Source organism: Aquibium oceanicum, from assembly GCF_001889605.1.
Lineage (GTDB): Bacteria > Pseudomonadota > Alphaproteobacteria > Rhizobiales > Rhizobiaceae > Aquibium > Aquibium oceanicum.
In genome coordinates this window covers 83,377-101,110 of sequence record NZ_CP018171.1, presented here as the reverse complement: position 1 = coordinate 101,110, position 17,734 = coordinate 83,377, and the positions used below count along the sequence as shown (strand labels likewise).

18 protein-coding genes are annotated in these 17,734 nt (G+C 65.2%); 5 read left to right on the top strand and 13 right to left on the bottom strand.

From position 1 onward, the window contains the following. The first annotated feature begins 13 nt into the window (after positions 1-13). Entirely contained in the window at positions 14-409 is a 396-nt protein-coding gene (gene rpsP / locus BSQ44_RS00470) for a 30S ribosomal protein S16 (protein WP_072601436.1), read from the top strand. 165 nt (positions 410-574) lie between these two features. On the opposite strand, the gene BSQ44_RS00465 is transcribed toward rpsP, so the two are convergent. The 3 genes from BSQ44_RS00465 to BSQ44_RS27735 all read right to left on the bottom strand — a co-directional run bounded on the left by BSQ44_RS00465 (position 575) and on the right by BSQ44_RS27735 (position 3,112). Then, a complete protein-coding gene (locus BSQ44_RS00465) occupies positions 575-1,681 on the bottom strand; it encodes a helix-turn-helix transcriptional regulator (protein ID WP_072601435.1) in 1,107 nt (368 codons plus the stop codon). A gap of 163 nt (positions 1,682-1,844) precedes the next feature. Beyond that, complete coding sequence (locus tag BSQ44_RS00460) at positions 1,845-2,879, bottom strand: aspartate-semialdehyde dehydrogenase (protein WP_072601434.1); 1,035 nt, start codon at positions 2,877-2,879, stop codon at positions 1,845-1,847. A 107-nt stretch (positions 2,880-2,986) separates the two neighbouring features. Further along, a complete protein-coding gene (locus BSQ44_RS27735) occupies positions 2,987-3,112 on the bottom strand; it encodes a hypothetical protein (protein ID WP_256381706.1) in 126 nt (41 codons plus the stop codon). A 157-nt stretch (positions 3,113-3,269) separates the two neighbouring features. On the opposite strand from BSQ44_RS27735, the gene BSQ44_RS00455 reads away from it, so the two are divergent. The 3 genes from BSQ44_RS00455 (at position 3,270) to BSQ44_RS00445 (ending at position 4,581) form a co-directional block, all read left to right on the top strand. Next, a complete protein-coding gene (locus BSQ44_RS00455) occupies positions 3,270-3,560 on the top strand; it encodes a YggT family protein (protein WP_072601433.1) in 291 nt (96 codons plus the stop codon). A gap of 6 nt (positions 3,561-3,566) precedes the next feature. Next, complete coding sequence (locus BSQ44_RS00450; protein WP_072601432.1) at positions 3,567-3,890, top strand: DUF167 family protein; 324 nt, start codon at positions 3,567-3,569, stop codon at positions 3,888-3,890. Positions 3,891-3,960: 70 nt separating this feature from the next. Then, entirely contained in the window at positions 3,961-4,581 is a 621-nt protein-coding gene (locus BSQ44_RS00445) for a hypothetical protein (RefSeq protein WP_072601431.1), read from the top strand. Between the two features lie 9 nt (positions 4,582-4,590). Here BSQ44_RS00445 and ppa read toward each other — a convergent pair whose 3' ends face one another. The 3 genes from ppa to BSQ44_RS00430 all read right to left on the bottom strand — a co-directional run bounded on the left by ppa (position 4,591) and on the right by BSQ44_RS00430 (position 7,105). After that, positions 4,591-5,124 (bottom strand): inorganic diphosphatase, encoded by a 534-nt coding sequence (ppa, locus tag BSQ44_RS00440; RefSeq protein ID WP_072601430.1) that lies wholly within the window; start codon positions 5,122-5,124, stop codon positions 4,591-4,593. Positions 5,125-5,226: 102 nt separating this feature from the next. After that, positions 5,227-5,736, bottom strand: a complete 510-nt coding sequence (locus BSQ44_RS00435) for a GNAT family N-acetyltransferase (protein ID WP_072601429.1) — start codon at positions 5,734-5,736, stop codon at positions 5,227-5,229. A 136-nt stretch (positions 5,737-5,872) separates the two neighbouring features. Beyond that, complete coding sequence (locus BSQ44_RS00430; protein ID WP_072601428.1) at positions 5,873-7,105, bottom strand: flavin monoamine oxidase family protein; 1,233 nt, start codon at positions 7,103-7,105, stop codon at positions 5,873-5,875. Positions 7,106-7,269: 164 nt separating this feature from the next. Between BSQ44_RS00430 and BSQ44_RS00425 the strand changes: the two genes are divergently transcribed. Beyond that, positions 7,270-8,076 carry a lytic murein transglycosylase gene (locus BSQ44_RS00425; RefSeq protein WP_072601427.1) on the top strand — a complete coding sequence of 269 codons (807 nt, stop codon included), beginning with the start codon at positions 7,270-7,272 and terminating at the stop codon, positions 8,074-8,076. A gap of 54 nt (positions 8,077-8,130) precedes the next feature. Here BSQ44_RS00425 and pyc read toward each other — a convergent pair whose 3' ends face one another. The 7 genes from pyc to BSQ44_RS00390 all read right to left on the bottom strand — a co-directional run bounded on the left by pyc (position 8,131) and on the right by BSQ44_RS00390 (position 17,512). Then, positions 8,131-11,592 (bottom strand): pyruvate carboxylase, encoded by a 3,462-nt coding sequence (gene pyc, locus BSQ44_RS00420; protein WP_072601426.1) that lies wholly within the window; start codon positions 11,590-11,592, stop codon positions 8,131-8,133. A gap of 153 nt (positions 11,593-11,745) precedes the next feature. Beyond that, complete coding sequence (locus BSQ44_RS00415) at positions 11,746-12,846, bottom strand: branched-chain amino acid ABC transporter substrate-binding protein (protein ID WP_072601425.1); 1,101 nt, start codon at positions 12,844-12,846, stop codon at positions 11,746-11,748. 185 nt (positions 12,847-13,031) lie between these two features. Beyond that, complete coding sequence (locus BSQ44_RS00410; protein WP_072601424.1) at positions 13,032-13,382, bottom strand: DUF6867 family protein; 351 nt, start codon at positions 13,380-13,382, stop codon at positions 13,032-13,034. A gap of 8 nt (positions 13,383-13,390) precedes the next feature. Next, a complete protein-coding gene (locus BSQ44_RS00405; RefSeq protein WP_072601423.1) occupies positions 13,391-14,122 on the bottom strand; it encodes an ABC transporter ATP-binding protein in 732 nt (243 codons plus the stop codon). Continuing rightward, the gene (locus tag BSQ44_RS00400) at positions 14,119-15,126 is read right to left on the bottom strand and encodes an ABC transporter ATP-binding protein (RefSeq protein WP_072601422.1); all 1,008 of its coding nucleotides are present in this window, start codon (positions 15,124-15,126) and stop codon (positions 14,119-14,121) included. Before BSQ44_RS00400 ends, BSQ44_RS00405 begins: the two co-directional genes overlap by 4 nt. After that, positions 15,126-16,583, bottom strand: coding sequence for a high-affinity branched-chain amino acid ABC transporter permease LivM (gene livM / locus BSQ44_RS00395; protein ID WP_083534294.1), 1,458 nt, complete (start codon positions 16,581-16,583; stop codon positions 15,126-15,128). The genes BSQ44_RS00400 and livM overlap by 1 nt, the downstream gene beginning before the upstream one ends. Beyond that, on the bottom strand, positions 16,583-17,512 hold the full coding sequence (locus BSQ44_RS00390) for an ABC transporter permease subunit (RefSeq protein WP_072601421.1): 930 nt from the start codon (positions 17,510-17,512) through the stop codon (positions 16,583-16,585). The genes livM and BSQ44_RS00390 overlap by 1 nt, the downstream gene beginning before the upstream one ends. Positions 17,513-17,734: the final 222 nt, after the last annotated feature.

Sequence of the window (17,734 nt, the reverse complement as noted above, 5' to 3'; positions counted from 1 at the left end):
AGGAGAAACGGAAATGGCACTGAAGATCAGACTGGCCCGCGCGGGCTCCAAGAAGCGTCCCTACTACCACATCGTCATCGCCGACGTGCGCAGCCCGCGCGACGGCCGTTTCATCGAGACGGTCGGCGCGTGGAACCCGATGCTGCCGAAGGACGGCGACCGCGTGAAGATCGACGAGGAGCGCGTCAAGCACTGGCTCTCCCACGGCGCCCTGCCGACGGACCGCGTGCTGCGCTTCCTCGATCAGGCCGGCATCGCCAAGCGCCCGGCGCGCAGCAACCCCACCAAGGCCGAGCCGGGCAAGAAGGCCCAGGAGCGTGCCGCCTTCCTGAAGAAGGCCGAGGAAGAAGCCGCGGCCAAGCTGGCCGCCGAGCGCGAAGCCCCGGCAGAGGAAGCCGCCGCGTCCTGACGAACACGGCTGTCGAGAATATCGGGCGGCGGGCCATCCGGCTCGCCGCCTTTTGCGTTCCTCACGGCGAGTGGGGCCCTCATCGATACGAAGGGCAACGCGGCAGGGATGGGGATGGCGTGATATCCCGCGGATGCCGCCATGCACCGTCCGGCGGAGCCGCTGCTAGGGCTTGGGGACGAAATCCAGCCCGATCCCACGCAGCAACCCGACCAGTTCGGCCTGCCGGTGCAGTCCGGACTTTGTGAGCACGGCGGCAAGCTGGTTACGTACGGTGGCAAGCGATGCGCCGCTGGAAGCGGCGATGCTCGCCGTCGTCTCGCCATTGCCGATGGATTGCGCCACCTTTGCCTCGGCCGGAGTGAGGTCGAAGAGTGCCTGAAGGACGTTTGCGCCGGGGACCTCTTTCGGCACCACGGGCGTCGCCAGCAGGATGGCGCTGGACGACGCGAAGAAATCGTGCGCCGTGCCCCTCACAGGAATCAGATGGATGATGACCGGCGGATGCTCCTGGGTGCCGCGGATCGGGATGGATTGCACCGCATCCAGCCCCGCTGATCCAGCGACGGCTTCGAGGGCCGTGCGGAGCAGCGCATCCGCGCTCGGATCGGCAAGTGCCAGGCGAGCCGGCCGGTCCTGGACGACATGCGGCATCAGGGCGACGAGCAGGTCGTTGGCGGCCAGCGTGCGGCCGCCGCGCCCCAGCACCGCCGCCGGCAGGCCGATGGTCGCGAGCGCTTCCGCCGCGGCGCGCGCCCGCTCTATCCCGAGCCGCGCCGACAGGAGCGAGGCCCGCGCCAGATGCGGGCGAAGTATGTCGAGCGCCTGGATCGTCCGGGAATCGAACGGACCGTCCCGATAGTTTCCCTCCGCGTGGAGGACGATCGTGTCTCCGTTGGGAACGCATATCGCCGTTGCTATTCCCCGCCCATAGCCGCTCGGTATCAGATAGTCGGCAAACATGGGTTCGCTCAGGATTTCCTCCTGCGTGAACACGTCGCGATCGGTGACGAAACCGGCATGACGAAGGGCGACGAGGCGACGGGTTCGTTCAATTCCCGCAGGATAGCTGTAGACCTTCGCTGCGAGTTCGTCGACCGCCGGTGACGAACCGACCAGTTTCGAACCCTCGCTGTCTGTCGCAAGGAGAGCCGCTTCCTGCGCACCTGCCATCCGTGCGAAATCCCGCAGCACCTGCGGCCAGTACTCCGGAATGACGGATGCCTCGTAGACGCGGTCGACAAACACAGAGTCGGATTGGCTGGCCGTCATCCTTCCCCCCTCCAAGAAGAACGATACGTTGGACGTTCAATCTTGTGGTCGACTGGGTGGAGGAATCAACCTCAAAGTGCCTGTCGGGTAGATCTGCTAGATCGAGGGGTTGGCAGCGGCGGCGACCGAGACCTGCGAGAGGCCGTAGCCGGCGCCGCCCCTCTCAGGCCGCCTGCTTCTTCGGCTGGATCAGTCCGCGCGCGACCAGGAGTTCGGCGATCTGGATGGCGTTGAGCGCCGCGCCCTTGCGCAGATTGTCCGAGACCACCCACATCGACAGGCCGTTCTCAACCGTGATGTCCTCGCGGATGCGCGAGATGTAGGTCGCGTCCTCGCCCGCCGATTCAAGCGGGGTGATGTAGCCGCCGTCCTCGCGCTTGTCGATCACGAGGCAGCCCGGCGCGTCGCGCAGGATGTCGCGTGCCTCCTCGGCGGAGATCGGCCTCTCGAACTCGACGTTGACTGCCTCGGAGTGGCCGATGAAGACCGGCACACGCACACAGGTCGCGGTGAGCTTGATCTTCGGGTCGAGGATCTTCTTCGTCTCCGCCATCATCTTCCACTCTTCCTTGGTGTAGCCGTCCTCCATGAAGACGTCGATGTGCGGAATGACGTTGAAGGCGATGCGCTTGGTGAACTTCTTCGATTCCACCGGATCGGCGACGTAGACGGCGCGGGTCTGGGTGAAAAGTTCATCCATGCCGTCCTTGCCCGCGCCGGAGACGGACTGGTAGGTCGACACCACCACGCGCGTGATCTTGGCGGCGTCATGCAGCGGCTTCAGCGCCACCACCAGCTGCGCGGTCGAGCAGTTGGGATTGGCGATGATGTTCTTGCGGGTGAAGCCGTCGATGGCGTCCGGATTGACCTCCGGCACGACCAGCGGCACGTCCTGGTCGTAGCGCCAGGCCGAGGAGTTGTCGATCACCACGCAGCCCTGCCTGCCGATGCGCGGCGAATGCTCCTTGGAGACGTTGCCGCCGGCCGACATCAGGCAGATGTCGGTGTCGGAAAAGTCGTAGGTGTCGAGCGTCTTCACCTTCAGCGTCCGGTCGCCGTAGGAGACTTCCGTGCCGAACGAGCGGCGGGAGGCGAGCGCCACCACCTCGTCGGCGGGGAAGCCGCGCTCCTCGAGGATGTTGAGCATCTCGCGGCCGACATTGCCGGTCGCGCCGGCGACTGCGATCTTGAAACCCATGTCTTGAACTCCTGTCCCTCTCCGCTGCCTGGCTTGGATGGCGCCCGCTGGCCTTGCGGGCTTCTCCCCGGGCCGGACCCGGGAGAGGGCGAGCAGGCCGAGGGTGGTCAGACCGTGGTGACGGTCGTTTTGGCCGGGGATTTTTTCGTGGTGGAAACGATGCGCGCGCGACCGCCGCCGGAAAACCAGCCGGTGCCGCCGAACGAAAGAAGAGCCATGGTGAGGCCGCGCATTGTCTGCTCCGAAAACGTGCCGCTTCTAGCGCCCTTTTCTCGAAAAAGTCAATGCGAAGCCTCGCGCCGAAGGGGGCAAGTGAGAGTCCGGAAACGGCTGCGGACTTGCCCGGACGCCGCCCAGTGTCTACATCACGGCAAATCATCGGAGACCGGCATGGTTGCGCTTATCCAGACCCTCGTCCTCGCGATCGACATCTACTGGTGGATGATCATCGCATCCGCGATCTTCTCCTGGCTTTTCGCATTCAACGTGATCAACGGCCGCAACCAGTTCGTCGCGACGATCGGCGATTTCCTCTTCCGGGTCACCGAACCGGCGCTGCGGCCAATCCGGCGCATCCTCCCCGATCTCGGCGGCATAGACATCTCGCCGATCATCCTGCTTCTGATCCTGTTCTTCGTCCGGCAGTTCATTCTGACGACCCTGGCCCCGGCCATCATCTGAGGCGCCTTGCCGGATTTCTTCCGAACAGCCTCCGGCGGCGCGGATGTTTTCATCCGGCTGACGCCGCGCGGCGGCGCCGACGCGATCGAAGGGGTCGAGGAGACGGCGGACGGACGTGCCCATCTGAAGGCGCGCGTGCGCGCGGCTCCCGAGAAGGGCGCGGCGAACAAGGCGCTCGAAAAACTTCTGGCGCATGCGCTGGGTATCCCCAAGGGGCAGGTCTCGGTCGCCAGCGGCGCCACCGCGCGCCTGAAGACGCTGAGGGTCACGGGCGACGAAGGCGATATCGTCCGCAAGCTGAGAGCCTTGGCGGCGTCATCCGGAAGATAGCGACGGTCCCGCTTCTCAACGTCCCCGTTCCCGAATAGTCTTCGTGAACGCAGGAAGGGAGGAACGTCTCATGGTCGCACGAGAGGCAGGATACGCAGCCGCGCTCGCCGTCCTGTTTCTCGGCGTCTTGCCGGCGTCAGCGGACGGCATCGTCAGCGCCTACACCAAACTAGATCCGGAAACGACATGCACCACCTTCGCGGCCGCCGAGCCCGACGAAGGCGGAGATTGGGCGAACATGGTGTGCGACGGATACCGGGGCTATCCTATCTTCCTCTATTACGGCGACGCCCGGGAATCCCTCTTCTACGGCTTTCCGCCGGCCGGCGACCTCGCCCCCGCCTGGGAAAGCTTCGACGCCTTCAACTCGACGGGACCGACGGTGGAATGGCGCATCGAAACTGCGGGAGAGCGTCGGATGCCCTTCGCCACCATCCATCGCTGGTTCGTCAGCGAACCGGACGACGGGGGCGGGCAGATCGAGGTCCTCGTGGTCGCAAAAGTCGGACAGCCCGCCGAGCGACAGGGCTGCGCGGTCGGTTACGTGGTGGCGACCGGAAACGAGAACGCCAACGAGAAGGCGCGCTACATCGCCGACAACGTGGTTCGGGATTTCATCTGCGATGCCGACCAGCCGACGATCGACCAGGGGACCGTGCCGGTCCCCTCGTTCAACCGGACTGCGAACTGAGCGACGCGGTCAGGCCGCGGTCTTCGCCCGCTCGATCGCCTCGACGATCATGGTCTTCGCCGTCTCGGCATCGTGCCAGCCACCGATCTTCACCCATTTGCCGGGCTCCAGATCCTTGTAGTGCTCAAAGAAGTGCTCGACCTGCTGCAGAGTGATCTCCGGCAGGTCGGTGTAGTTGAAGACCTTCTCGTAGCGGCGCGTCAGATGAGCGGAAGGGACCGCGATTACCTTCTCGTCCTGGCCTGCATTGTCCTCCATGATCAGGACGCCGATCGGCCGCACGTTGATGACGCAGCCCGGGATCAGTTCGCGCGTATTGCAGACCAGCACGTCGATCGGATCGCCGTCGCCCGACAGCGTGTGGGGCACGAAGCCGTAGTTCCCCGGATAGGTCATAGGGGTATAGAGGAAGCGGTCGACGATCAGCGTTCCGGCCTTCTTGTCCATCTCGTACTTGATCGGCTGCCCGCCGACCGGCACTTCGATGATGACGTTGACGTCTTCGGGGGGATTGTTGCCGATCGAGATGGCTTCTATGCGCATGGTGCGAACTCCAGGGGAATGCGCAGGCGCATAGCCTTTTGTGCAGTGCAGCGCAAGCTGGCGAACGGGAGGATTTCGGTTGCGGTCAGTCCGCGGCCGGACTCATTCCCAGACGAAGGCGACCTTCTTGAGAGCCTTCTGGTCAAAGACTTCGATCCCCTCGGCGACGTCGCGGCCGCCGGTGCCCTGATAGAAGGATAGCGCGCCGTCGTTTTCCTCAAGCGCCCAGACGACCAGCCCCTTCAGCCCGTGGCGGGAGAGCTTTTCGCGCGCGGCGTCGAACAGCCGCGTGCCCAGGCCGACGCCCTGATACTCCGGCCGGAGATAGAGTTCGTAGATCTCGCCCTGCTGCGGCAGTTCACGAGCCCGGTTGCGGCCCATCGTGGCATAGCCGGCCACCACGTCGCCGATCTCGACGACCAGGATGGCCGAGGCGCGACGAATCGCGTTGCGCCACCAGTCGCTGCCGCGCCGGTTCACCATCTTCGTCAGGGCGCGATGCGGGATGATGCCTGAATAGGCGCCGAGCCATGCTTCCATATGCACGTCCGCGATCGCCGAGGCGTCCTTTTCCTCGGCACGGCGGATGTCGATGGTAAGCTTCGTCTTCATAATTCGTTAACCATAGCGCCGGCTGCGCCGCCTGTGCAAGACGGGTGTGGCCAATTCGCCGTGGAGGAGATGATTTCGCCGACGAGTGGCCCCCGCTGAATCTGGGCCGCGCCAATCCTCCCGCCGCGAAAACTCGTCAGCCGAGCGTCCTCAGAACCTCGCGCGCCACCGCCTCGCCCGACAGCCGCGCGCCGCCGCACGTCTGGATCAGCGGTCCGGCCAGGTGCTCGCCTGCGAACCAGATACGATCGGCGAGGGGCCGCGACAGCGTCTCGCGCGCCTTCGCCTTACCGGGCCGTGCCGCGGCATAGGCGCCGCGGACATACTTCTCGGCGCCCCAATTGGTCATCATCGAGCGACCGACATGCATCTTCACGTCGCTGCCGAAGATGCTGCAAAGCCGGTCGACGACGAAATCGACGCCCGCGGCCTCTCCTGCAACGGACATCTCCCAGGCGAAATCGCCGCCGACGAAACCAACCATCAGGTCGAGGTCGAAGGGAAAGCACAGGAAGAAGATGTCATGGCGCGCATGGCGCTCGATGAGCAGGTCGTCGAAGGCGGCCAAACCGAGCCGCGTGTCCTTGATCTCGATCGGGATCTTGGTGAGCATGCCCATCGGCAGGTCGAAGAATGCTTCCTCGTAGGCGTCTGGCAGGGCCGGATCGAACGCGATCTCTTCATAGGCCAGGACCGCCGGGGAAGCTGTCACGATTGCCGCCTTTGCCCGGATCGTGCCCTTGGCGGTTTCCACCGCCACGCCAGGCAGGTCCCAGCGGATTTTCGTGACGGGGGCCGAAAGCTCCACCGGCACGTCCGCTCCGAACTGCGCCACCAGCGCCCCGAATCCTTCTTTGGTAAAATAGTTCGGATCGAGATCGGCCGCCGCGCGAAAGTCGGCGATCGAGATCTCGTCGTCGTCCTTGCCGAAGTCCATGGGGCCGGAGAAAGTGGCCGCCGCCCGCACCGCATGCCCCTTCGCCAGGAGCGAAGACAGCCGGTCGTCGTCGGAAGAATGGCTTTCGAGCAGTTGCGAGAGCGTGCCATCGGCCTTGCGCACCTCGGCCTCTTCCTCCTCGCTTGCCTTGCGGTTGCCGTAGTAGAGGTGATCGAGGTTCATGTCGTGATGGTAGAGCGTCCATTTCGCCGCCTGGGCATCCGCGTAGTAGGGGTTGCGGTCGCCGGCATGGAGCCAAGCGCAACCTATGTCGAAGGGAACGCCGAAATCATCGCTCGTGGTCCAGGCGCGGCCGCCGATCCGGTCCATCGCCTCGACGACGATGAAACTCCGCCCTGCGGCCCGTACCGCTTTCGCTGCCGACAGGCCTGCCGAGCCCGCTCCCACGATAACCACGTCGACATCGCCCATCTCGCCATTCCCGTTTCGATATGACAAAGATTGGACGTGATTGTGTGCCATTGGCGCACGTGCGGGAATGGGCAAACAGTATTCCGCACCGGTTTTATCATCGGATGCACTGCGACGGGCGCGTCCCGGTCAGGTGCATCTTGCGAAAGATGGAGATGGCATAAATGCCGAAAGGCGGAATTTTCGCGGCAGCGCTCCTGGCGCTGGGACTGGCGACAGGAACTGCGCACGCGGCCACTTGCGGCAATACTTCGGCCGGGTTCGACAACTGGAAACAACAGATGGCGGGGGAGGCCGCCAGGGCCGGCGTCGGACAGCGCGGATTGGCGGCGTTGCAGGGCGCGCGCTATTCGCAAAGCACGATCAACGCCGATCGCGGCCAGAAGAGCTTCAAGTACTCGCTCGAGAAGTTCATGCAGGTTCGCGGCGCCACCACCATCGTCGCCAAGGGCAAGCGGCTGAAGGCGCAGAATGCGAAACTCTTCGCCAATCTCGAGGCTCGCTACGGCGTTCCCGCCGGTCCGCTGATCGCCATCTGGGGCATGGAAACGGCCTTCGGTGGCTTCATGGGCGACACGAACCTGATCTCCGCCACCGCCACGCTCGCATATGATTGCCGGCGCTCGGAGTTCTTCACCGGACATCTGATCGCGGCGCTGCAACTCGTGGACCGTGGCGTCGTGTCGGGGAATTCCGTCGGCGCCAAGCATGGCGAACTCGGCCAGACCCAGTTCCTGCCTGGCAGCATCCTGCGCTACGGGGTGGACGGCGACGGCAACGGCCGCATCGATCTCGTCGGCTCGACCGCCGATGCGCTTGCTTCGACCGCGAATTTCCTGCGCGCCCATGGCTGGCGCGCGGGCGCGGGCTACCAGCCCGGCCAGCCGAACTATCGCGCCATCCAAGGCTGGAACGCGGCCACGGTCTACCAGAAGGCGATCGCCATCATGGCGCAGCAGATCGACGGCTGACGAGCCGCCGCGCTCGAACGACGCATATCAGGGGCCGCCTCGCGCGGCCCCTTTTCATTCCGCGTAGACGACGAGCAGGTCCTTGGCGTCGATCTGGTCCCCGGCGTGCACCAGCACTTCGGCGATCTTGCCGTCGCGTTCGGCGTGCAGCGCCGTCTCCATCTTCATGGCCTCGATCGACAGGAGCACGTCGCCGGCCTTGACCTCCTGGCCGGCGGCGATCGCGAGCGTCGAGACGACGCCCGGCATGGGCGCACCGACATGCAGGTCGTTGCCGGGCTCGGCCTTGCGCCGCGCCTTGCCGTTCGAGGCGCCGTGAGCACGGTCCGGCACCTTGACGCGACGCGGCTGGCCGTTGAGCTCGAAGAAGACGGTCACCATGCCCTTTTCGTCCGGCTCGCCGATGGCGAGGCAGCGGATCACCAGCGTCTTGCCGCGCTCGATGTCGACGAAGATCTCCTCCTCGGGCGTCATGCCGTAGAAGTAGGTCGGCGTCGGCAGCACGCTGACGGGGCCGTACGCCTCCTGCGCGGCGGCGAAATCGGCGAACACCTTCGGATACATGAGCGACGATGCGAACTCGAACTCGCTGATCTCGCGGCCGAGCTTCTCTTCCGCCTCGGCGCGGACGGCCGGAAGGTCGGCCGGCTTCAGCAGCGAGCCGGGCCGCACCGTGATCGGCTTCTCGCCCTTCAGCGCCTTCTTCTGCAACGCTTCGGGCCAACCGCCGGGCGACTGCCCGAGATCGCCGCGCAGCATGGAGACGACCGAATCGGGGAAAGCGATGTCCTTGGCCGGATTCTCGACGTCGGCCACCGTCAGGTCCTGGCTCACCATCATCAGCGCCATGTCGCCGACCACCTTGGACGACGGCGTGACCTTGACGATGTCGCCGAACATCAGGTTGACGTCGTGATAGGCCTGCGCCACCTCGTGCCACCGCGTTTCCAGGCCGAGCGAGCGGGCCTGTTCCTTGAGATTGGTGAACTGGCCACCCGGCATTTCGTGCAGGTAGACCTCCGAGGCGGGTCCCTTGAGGTCGCTCTCGAAGGCGGCGTACTGGTTGCGCACCGCCTCCCAGTAGAAGGAGATCCTGCGAATCCAGGCCGGATCGAGCCCCGGATCGCGGTCGCTTCCCTTGAGCGCCTCCGCGATCGAGCCGAGGCAGGGCTGCGAGGTGTCGCCCGACAGCGCGTCCATGGCCGTGTCGACCGCGTCCACGCCGCTCTCGATGGCGGCGAGCACGGTGGCGGCGGAAATGCCGGACGTGTCGTGCGTGTGGAAATGGATCGGAAGCCCGGTCTCCTCGCGCAGCGCCTTGAAGAGGACCCGCGCGGCGCCCGGCTTCAGGAGCCCCGCCATGTCCTTGACCGCGATGATGTGGGCGCCCGCGGCCTCCAGCTCCTTGGCCAGCGCCGCATAGTACTTGAGATCGTACTTCGACCGGGCGGGGTCCAGGATGTCGCCCGTGTAGCAGATCGTCGCCTCGCAGAGCTTGCCTTCCTCGATCACCGCGTCCATGGCGACGCGCATGTTCTCGACCCAGTTCAGGCAGTCGAAGACGCGGAAGAGGTCGATGCCGCCCGCCGCCGCCTGCTTGACGAAGTGCCGGACGACGTTATCGGGATAGTTCGTGTAGCCGACGCCGTTGGCGCCTCGGAGCAGCATCTGGAGCAGCAGGTTCGGCGCGCCCTTGCGGACCTTGTCCAGCCGTTCCCAAGGATCCTCGGTGAGGAAGCGCATGGCGACGTCGAACGTGGCGCCGCCCCAGCATTCGAGCGACAGGAGCTGCGGCAGCGCGCGGGCATAGGCGCCGGCGATGCGGCCGATGTCGTAGGTCCGCACCCTGGTCGCCAGAAGCGACTGATGGCCGTCGCGCATCGTCGTGTCGGTGACGAGGACCCGCTGTTCGAGTCGCATCCATTTCGCGAAGTTCTCGGGGCCGAGCCGGTCGAGCAGCTGCTTGCTGCCCTCGGGAACCTCGCCGCCGACGAAGGGCACGACGGGGGCCGCTGCGTCCGGGTTCGGCCGCGGCCGCCCGCGCGCTTCCGGATGGCCGTTGACGGTGACGTCGGCGAGATAATTGAGGAGCTTGGTCGCGCGGTCCCGCCGCTTCACCTGATTGAAGAGCTCCGGCGTGGAGTCGATGAAGCGCGTCGTGTAGCTGTTGTCGCGGAACTGCGGGTGGGTGATGATCGCTTCGAGGAAGGTCAGGTTGGTCGCCACGCCGCGGATGCGGAATTCGCGCAGCGCCCGGTCCATGCGGGCGATCGCCTCCTGCGGCGTCGGCGCCCAGGCGGTCACCTTCTCCAGCAGCGGATCGTAGAAGCGGGTGATGACCGCGCCGGAATAGGCCGTGCCGCCGTCGAGCCGGATGCCGAAGCCGGTCGCGCCTCGATAGGCGGTGATGCGGCCGTAGTCGGGGATGAAGTTCTGCTCGGGGTCTTCCGTGGTGATGCGGCACTGGAGCGCATGGCCGTTGAGCTTGATGTCGGCCTGCGCGGGAACGCCCGATTCCGGCGTGCCGATGGCGAAGCCGTCGAGGATGTGGATCTGCGCCTTGACGATGTCGATGCCGGTCACTTCCTCCGTGACCGTGTGCTCGACCTGGATGCGCGGGTTGACCTCGATGAAGTAGAACTTCCCGGTATCGGCGTCCTGGAGGAACTCGACCGTTCCGGCGCCGATGTAGGCCGTGTCCTTGGCGAGCTTCAGGGCGTAGCCGCAGAGTTCGTCGCGCAGGTCCTGCGAGAGGTAGGGGGCGGGGGCGCGCTCAACGACTTTCTGGTTGCGCCGCTGGATGGAGCAATCGCGCTCGAACAGGTGGACGGCGTTTCCGTGCGTGTCGCCCAGCACCTGCACTTCGACGTGGCGCGCGCGCTCGATGAGCTTTTCCAGGTAGACCTCGTCCTTGCCGAATGCCGCCTTGGCCTCGCGCTTGCCCTCGGTCACCTCTCGCAGGAGGTCGGCCTCCGAGCGGATCGAGCGCATGCCGCGGCCGCCGCCACCCCAGGAAGCCTTGAGCATGACGGGATATCCCACGTCTGCCGCCAGTGCCTTGATGGCTTCGGGATCGTCCGGGAGCGGCCCGGTCGCCGGTACGACCGGCACGCCGATCTCGATGGCAAGGTTGCGCGCGGCGACCTTGTTGCCCAGCCGGCGCATCGTTTCCGCCTTCGGGCCGATGAAGACGATGCCGTTCTCGGCGCACGCTTCCGCGAATTCGGGGCTTTCCGACAGGAGTCCGTAGCCGGGATGGATCGCGTCCGCGCCCGACAGCTTGGCGACCCGCATCACCTCCTCGATCGACAGGTAGCTCTCGATCGGCCCCATGTCCTTCGCCAGATGCGGCCCGCGGCCGATCGGATAGGATTCGTCCGCCTTGAACCGGTGCAGCGAGTACTTGTCCTCCTCCGCCCAGATGGCGACCGTTCGGATGTCGAGTTCGTTGGCTGCCCGGAAGATGCGGATCGCGATTTCGGAACGGTTGGCGACGAGGATCTTGGAAATCGGCAAAGTCCGGCTCCGCAATGGGGAATAATGAGGCACTCCAATGTTTAGCCCGGAAATGCTGCAGTGCAAACGAAATCCCGGAGGCCGCGGGCAAGAAAAAGGCCCGGCGCATCGCTGCGCCGGGCCCGAAATCCAGTGAAGGACTAGGTCTGGAGCTTACTGCACCAGATAGTCGTAGTTGCCGTCCTTCCACTCGTAGAACACGTAGCCCGGCAGGGTCACGTCGCCCTTGTCGTCGAACTCGAGCGAGCCGAGCACGGTCTCGAACGTGCCGTCGTCCAGCGCCTTGACCACGGGCTCGAAGTCGGTCGAACCGGCGGTCTTCACCGCATCCGCCCACGCCTGGATCGCGGCGTAGGTGTAGAGCACGTAGCCTTCCGGCTCGATGCCCTTGGCGCGGAACTTCTCGACCAGCGGAGCCGCGGTCTCGTTCTTGCGCGGATCGGGCGAGAAGGTCATCAGCGTGCCTTCGCCGGCATCGCCGGTGATCGCCCAGTACTCGTCGGTCACGAGCGCATCGCCCGACACCAGCACGGTGTCCATGCCCTGCTCGCGCATCTGGCGGGCCATGAGGCCGGCTTCGGTGTGGTAGCCGCCGACATAGAGAACGCCGACGCCTTCCGACTTCAGCTTGGAGACCAGCGCGGTGTAGTCCTTTTCACCGGCGGTGTAGGCTTCGTACATCGCGGGCTTGCCGCCGGCTGCCTCGTAGGCCGCCATGGTGGCGTCGGCGAGACCCTTGCCGTAGGCGGTCTTGTCGTGGACGAACGCGACCTTCTTGTCGGCGAAGTTGTCGACCAGGAACTGGCCGGCGACAGCGCCCTGCTGGTCGTCGCGGCCGCAGACGCGGAAGATGCCTTCGCCCGGACGCTCGTCGGTGAACTTCGGATTGGTCGATGCCGGCGAGATCTGGACGATGCCTTCCTCGGCGTAGACGGCCGAAGCCGGGATCGAGGAACCCGAGCAGAAGTGGCCGGCCATGAAGGCAACGCCTTCGCCGGCCGCCTGGTTGGCCACGGCCACGGCCTGCTTGGGATCGCAGGCATCGTCGCCGATGAACAGCTTGAGCATCTCGCCGTTGACGCCGCCGGCCGCGTTGATGTCCTCGACGGCCTGCTCGGCGCCCGCCTTCATCTGCGCGCCGAACGACGCATACTGCCCGGTCATCGGCCCGGCGGTCCCGATGAGGATGTCCGCATAGGCGGCGGAAGACATCGCGAACGTCAGCGCAACGCCTGCCAAGAGTGATTTCTTCATGGTAACTCCCTTAAACACCTGAGGAATGCCTGAACCGGCCGTGAGGGTGTTTGGTCTTTCCGGACCGGTTGTGTGCGGGTGTTCCCTTTCCCGCTTGCCGACATAAAAGCCCACTTCTTGAGCGAAATAAAGGCTTCAGGTCGAACTTCGTAAACAGCCGTGTGGTCGCTGCTCCGCCGTCGCGCTCAGCGCCGCTTCCATCCGAAGGGTCCTGCGCGGTCGAACGCGAAGCCGTATTGCGTGGCCATCTGCTTCGACCGCGTCATGCGCATGCCGGCGAAGCCGATGACGAGCAGGACCGCGAGATCGATCACGTAATAGTAGATGGTCAGGAGGCTGCCGGAAAACAGCGCGAAATGGATGAACCGCGTCGCGGCGGCGAGCAGCACGAGATAGACGACGAGCTGTCGCTTCTCCAGCCAGACGTTCGCCGCCGAGCGTCCCGTCATGAAAGCCGCCGCGCCGGCCAGGATGATCGTGACGAAGACGAACTCCCACGCCGAGACTTCCCACAGAAGACCGTTTGCCTTTTCCATGTTCCCGCTCAGTGCCTCCCGCCTTCGAGATAGGCCGCGCGCACCTCTTCGCGTTTCAGGAGCTCCGCGCCGGTTCCGCTCATCGTGATGGAGCCGTTCACCATCACATAGCCCCGATGCGCGAGCTTGAGCGCGTGGAAGGCGTTCTGCTCGACGAGGAACACCGTCAGCCCGTCGGTGCGGTTCAGCTCCTTGATGACCTCGAAGATCTGCTTGACGATCAGCGGTGCGAGGCCGAGGGACGGCTCGTCCAGGAGAAGCAGCTTGGGGCGGCCCATCAGCGCGCGGGCGATCGCCAGCATCTGCTGCTCGCCGCCCGAAAGCGTGCCGCCGCGCTGCCCGGCCCGTTCCTTCAGGCGCGGGAAGAGCTCGAAGATGCGCTTCAGGTCGCCGTCGAAATGCTCGTCAGCCACCAGCGAGGCGCCCATCTGGAGGTTCTCCATGACGGTCATGCGCGGGAAGATGCGGCGGCCCTCGGGCGACTGGGCGATGCCGAGACGGATGATCTCGTGGGTCGGCATCGCGGTAATGTCCTGCCCGTCATAGACGATCTGGCCGGACCTCGCCTGCGGGCTGCCGCAGATGGTCATCATCAGCGTCGATTTGCCGGCACCGTTGGCACCGATCAGGGTGACGATCTCGCCCGGATAGACGTCGACGTCGACGCCGCGCAGCGCGACGATCTTGCCGTAGTAGGTCTCGACCTTGCGGACGCTCAGCATCGGCTCGCTCGGGCTCATGCCTTGCCTCCCTCGTCGTGAAGGGTGGTGCCCGATCGCGCCTCGGCGTCCTCCACATCGTGGAGCACTTCGGGAATATCGATCTCCTCCTCGTCGTCGACGCCGAGATAGGCGGCGATCACCTTCGGGTCGTTTCTCACGTGGTCGGCGTCGCCGTCGGAAATCTTCACGCCGTAGTCCAGCACCACGATGTGATCCGATATCTCCATGACCACGCCCATGTCGTGCTCGATGAGGAGCACGGACGTGCCGTGGTTTTCGCGGATGAACTTCAGGAGTTCGTTGAGTTCCTGCGATTCGCGCGGATTGAGACCGGCCGCCGGCTCGTCGAGGCACAGGAGCAGCGGTTCCGTGCACATGGCGCGGGCGATCTCGAGGCGCCTCTGGTCGCCGTAGGGCAAATCGGCGGCGGGATCGTCCGCGCGCTCGATCAGGCGGACCTGTTCCAGCCAGTAGACGGCCCGATCGATCGCTTCCCGCTCGGCGCGCTTGTAGGCGGGAATGCCCACGATGCCGCCGAAGGTGAAGGCGGACGCCTTCATCAGCGGATTGTGCTGCGCCACCAGGAGGTTCTCCAGCACCGTCATGCCGCCGAAGAGCCGGATGTTCTGGAACGTGCGCGCCACCTTGGCGCGATGCGAGATCTCGAAGTCGGGCATGCGCTCGAGCAGGAAGACGGCGCTGTTGGCGTCCTGCTTCCAGCGCAGGCCGCTGTCGGTCACCTCGTCGATGACGTCCTGCTGCAGGCCCGCCCCGTGGCGCATCACCGTGCGTCCCTCGGTCGGCTTGTAGAAGCCGGTGACGCAGTTGAAGACGGTGGTCTTGCCCGCGCCGTTGGGCCCGATCAGCGCCGTGATGTCGCCGCGCCCGACGTTGAAGGAGAGGTCGCTGACGGCAACGAGGCCGCCGAAGCGCATGGTCAGGTGTTCGACGGTGAGCACGGGATCGACATCCCACCGATGTGCGCCGCCGGCCGTCGCGGTCTTGTCCATCGCCGAAACCATCAGTGACCTTCACCCTGCGCGACCATGTCGGCGCCGATCCGTTTCTTCTCCCTGAGTACGGCCGTGGGCTCGCGGGTCGACACGAGGCCGCGCGGCTTCCACACCATGATGAGCACCATGGCTAGCCCGAAAATCAGCATGCGGTACTGCGTCGGATCGAAGCCGGCGCCGAAGACGTTGCTGAGGAAGCCGAGGTTGCGCAGCATCTCGATGCCGCCGATCATCACGACGGAGGCAATCACGACGCCGATCTGGGAGCCGAGCCCGCCCAGCACCACGATCGCTAGGATGATCGCCGATTCCAGGAAGGTGAAGCTCTCCGGCGATATGAAGCCCTGCCGGGTGGCGAAGAACGAGCCGGCGATGCCGCCGAACATCGCCCCGAGGGCGAAGGCTGTCAGCTTGGTGTTGGTCGTGTTGATCCCCAGCGAACGGCAGGCGATCTCGTCCTCGCGCAGCGCTTCCCATGCCCGCCCGACCGGCAGTTTGCGCAGCCGCAGGGTCACCAGGTTGGTGATGATCGCGAGGATGAAGATGATGTAGTAGAGGAAGATGAAGCGGTGGATGTTGTCGTATTCCAAGCCGAAGAAATCGGCGAAACCGCCCTCGCCGCGCGAGAACTCCAGGCCGAACAGCGTGGGCTTCGGAATGCCGGAAATGCCGTCCGGGCCGCCGGTGAACTCGTACCAGTTCAGGAGCACGACACGAATGATCTCGCCGAAGGCGAGCGTCACGATGGCGAGATAGTCTCCGCGCAGCCTGAGCACCGGAAAGCCGAGGACGATGCCCCAGAATGCCGCGAGACAGCCGGCCAACGGCAGCGCCGTCCAGAAACCGATGAACTCGAAATGGGTCGCCAGCAGCGCGAAGGAGTAGGCGCCCACGGCGTAGAAGGCGACATAACCGAGATCGAGCAGGCCGGCGAGGCCCACGACGATGTTCAGGCCCCACCCCAGCATGATGTAGGTCATGATGAGGATGGCGAGGTCGATGTACTGGCGGTCCTGACCAGGAAAGAAATAGGTGAAGAAGAAGGGCAGGATGACCGCGAAGGCGAAGAGGAACCGTCCGAGCCAGGTGCCGACGCCCGAATACTTTCGCCCTGCGCTGCTGAAGCTCCGCGACATGCGGTCCGTCAGCGGGGCCGTGGTGCGGAAGACCAGCACGTTCAGGAGCATGCGGCCGACGAAGACGATCGCCACCGCGGTGAAGAGCAGTCCCCAGCGGAACTCGAGCGCGAGCCCGCCCGGAGCGATGTCGGACCGCACGCCGAGGAAGAAGAAGCCGAGCACGAAGGTCAGCGCGGCTGCGACGAGCGCGTCCCTGACCGAGTTCCTGGTCGAGTTCGGGTCGTCGCCGGGAACGATCAGCGGCGCCTTGCCGCGCTCCTCGAGGTTCCTCTGCGCACCCTCCGGACGCATGTCGGAGGTCGGCGCGCCCGTGCTGTCGGCCGCCATCAGACCTTCTCCACTTCCGGTTTGCCGAGCAGGCCGGAGGGCAGGAAGATCAGCACGATCGCGAGGATCGAGAAGGCGGCCACGTCCTTGTATTCGATGGTGAAGTAGCCCGACCAGAAGACCTCGATGAGGCCGATCAGCAGACCGCCGAGCATGGCGCCGGGCAGCGACCCGATGCCGCCCAGCACCGCGGCGGTGAACGCCTTAACGCCGGCGAGGAAGCCGATGTAGAAGTCGATCACGCCGTAGAGCAGCAGGAACATCAGGCCCGCCACGGAGGCGAGCGCCGCACCCATGACGAAGGTGAGCGAGATGGTGCGGTCGACGTTGACGCCGAGCAGCGCGGCCATCTTGCGGTCCTGCTCGCAGGCTCTCTGCGCGCGGCCGAGCGGCGTGCGCGAGATGAGCAGCGTGAAGCCGACCATGAGCACCAGCGTCGTCAGGATGATGATCATCTGGATGTAGGAGAGCTGCACCACCATCCGGCCGTTCTCCGTCATGCCGTCCATGATGGTGATGCCGCCCTGGATCTGCGGCGGGATCGGCTTGTTGCGGGCGCCCTGCGTCACCTGGACGAAGTTCTGCAGCACGATTGACATGCCGATGGCGGTGATGAGCGGCGCCAACCGGAAGGATCCCCGCAGCGGTCGGTAGGCGAGGCGCTCCACCGTCCAGCCCCATGCGGAGGTGAACAGCATTGCCACGATCAGCACGATGAGCAGGACGACCGGAAGGAAGACGAAGCCGAAGACCGTCGTCAGGATCAGGAAGGTCGCCAGCGCGATGAACGACCCGACCATGAAAATGTCGCCATGGGCGAAGTTGATCATGCCGATGATGCCGTAAACCATCGTGTAGCCGATCGCGATCAGTCCGTAGATCGATCCCAGAGTCAGCCCGTTGATAAGCTGCTGGACGAAATATTCCATCGTCGGTGGTTCCCCTGGAGCGTCGCCGGTGGCGCGCCCTTCTTTGTTCCCCTTCGTTCCTTATCCCTTCGAAGGTGGATTGCAACGGGAAAAATGGTTCCCTTGCGTCCACCTTCGGGGACCCGCGACTGCCGCTCGTGGCGGCTTTCCCGCGGCTAGGCCAGATTCGAAGCTAGCATTGGCACAACGCAAAGTCCTTGCCTAGTTCCACGCGCACTCCGT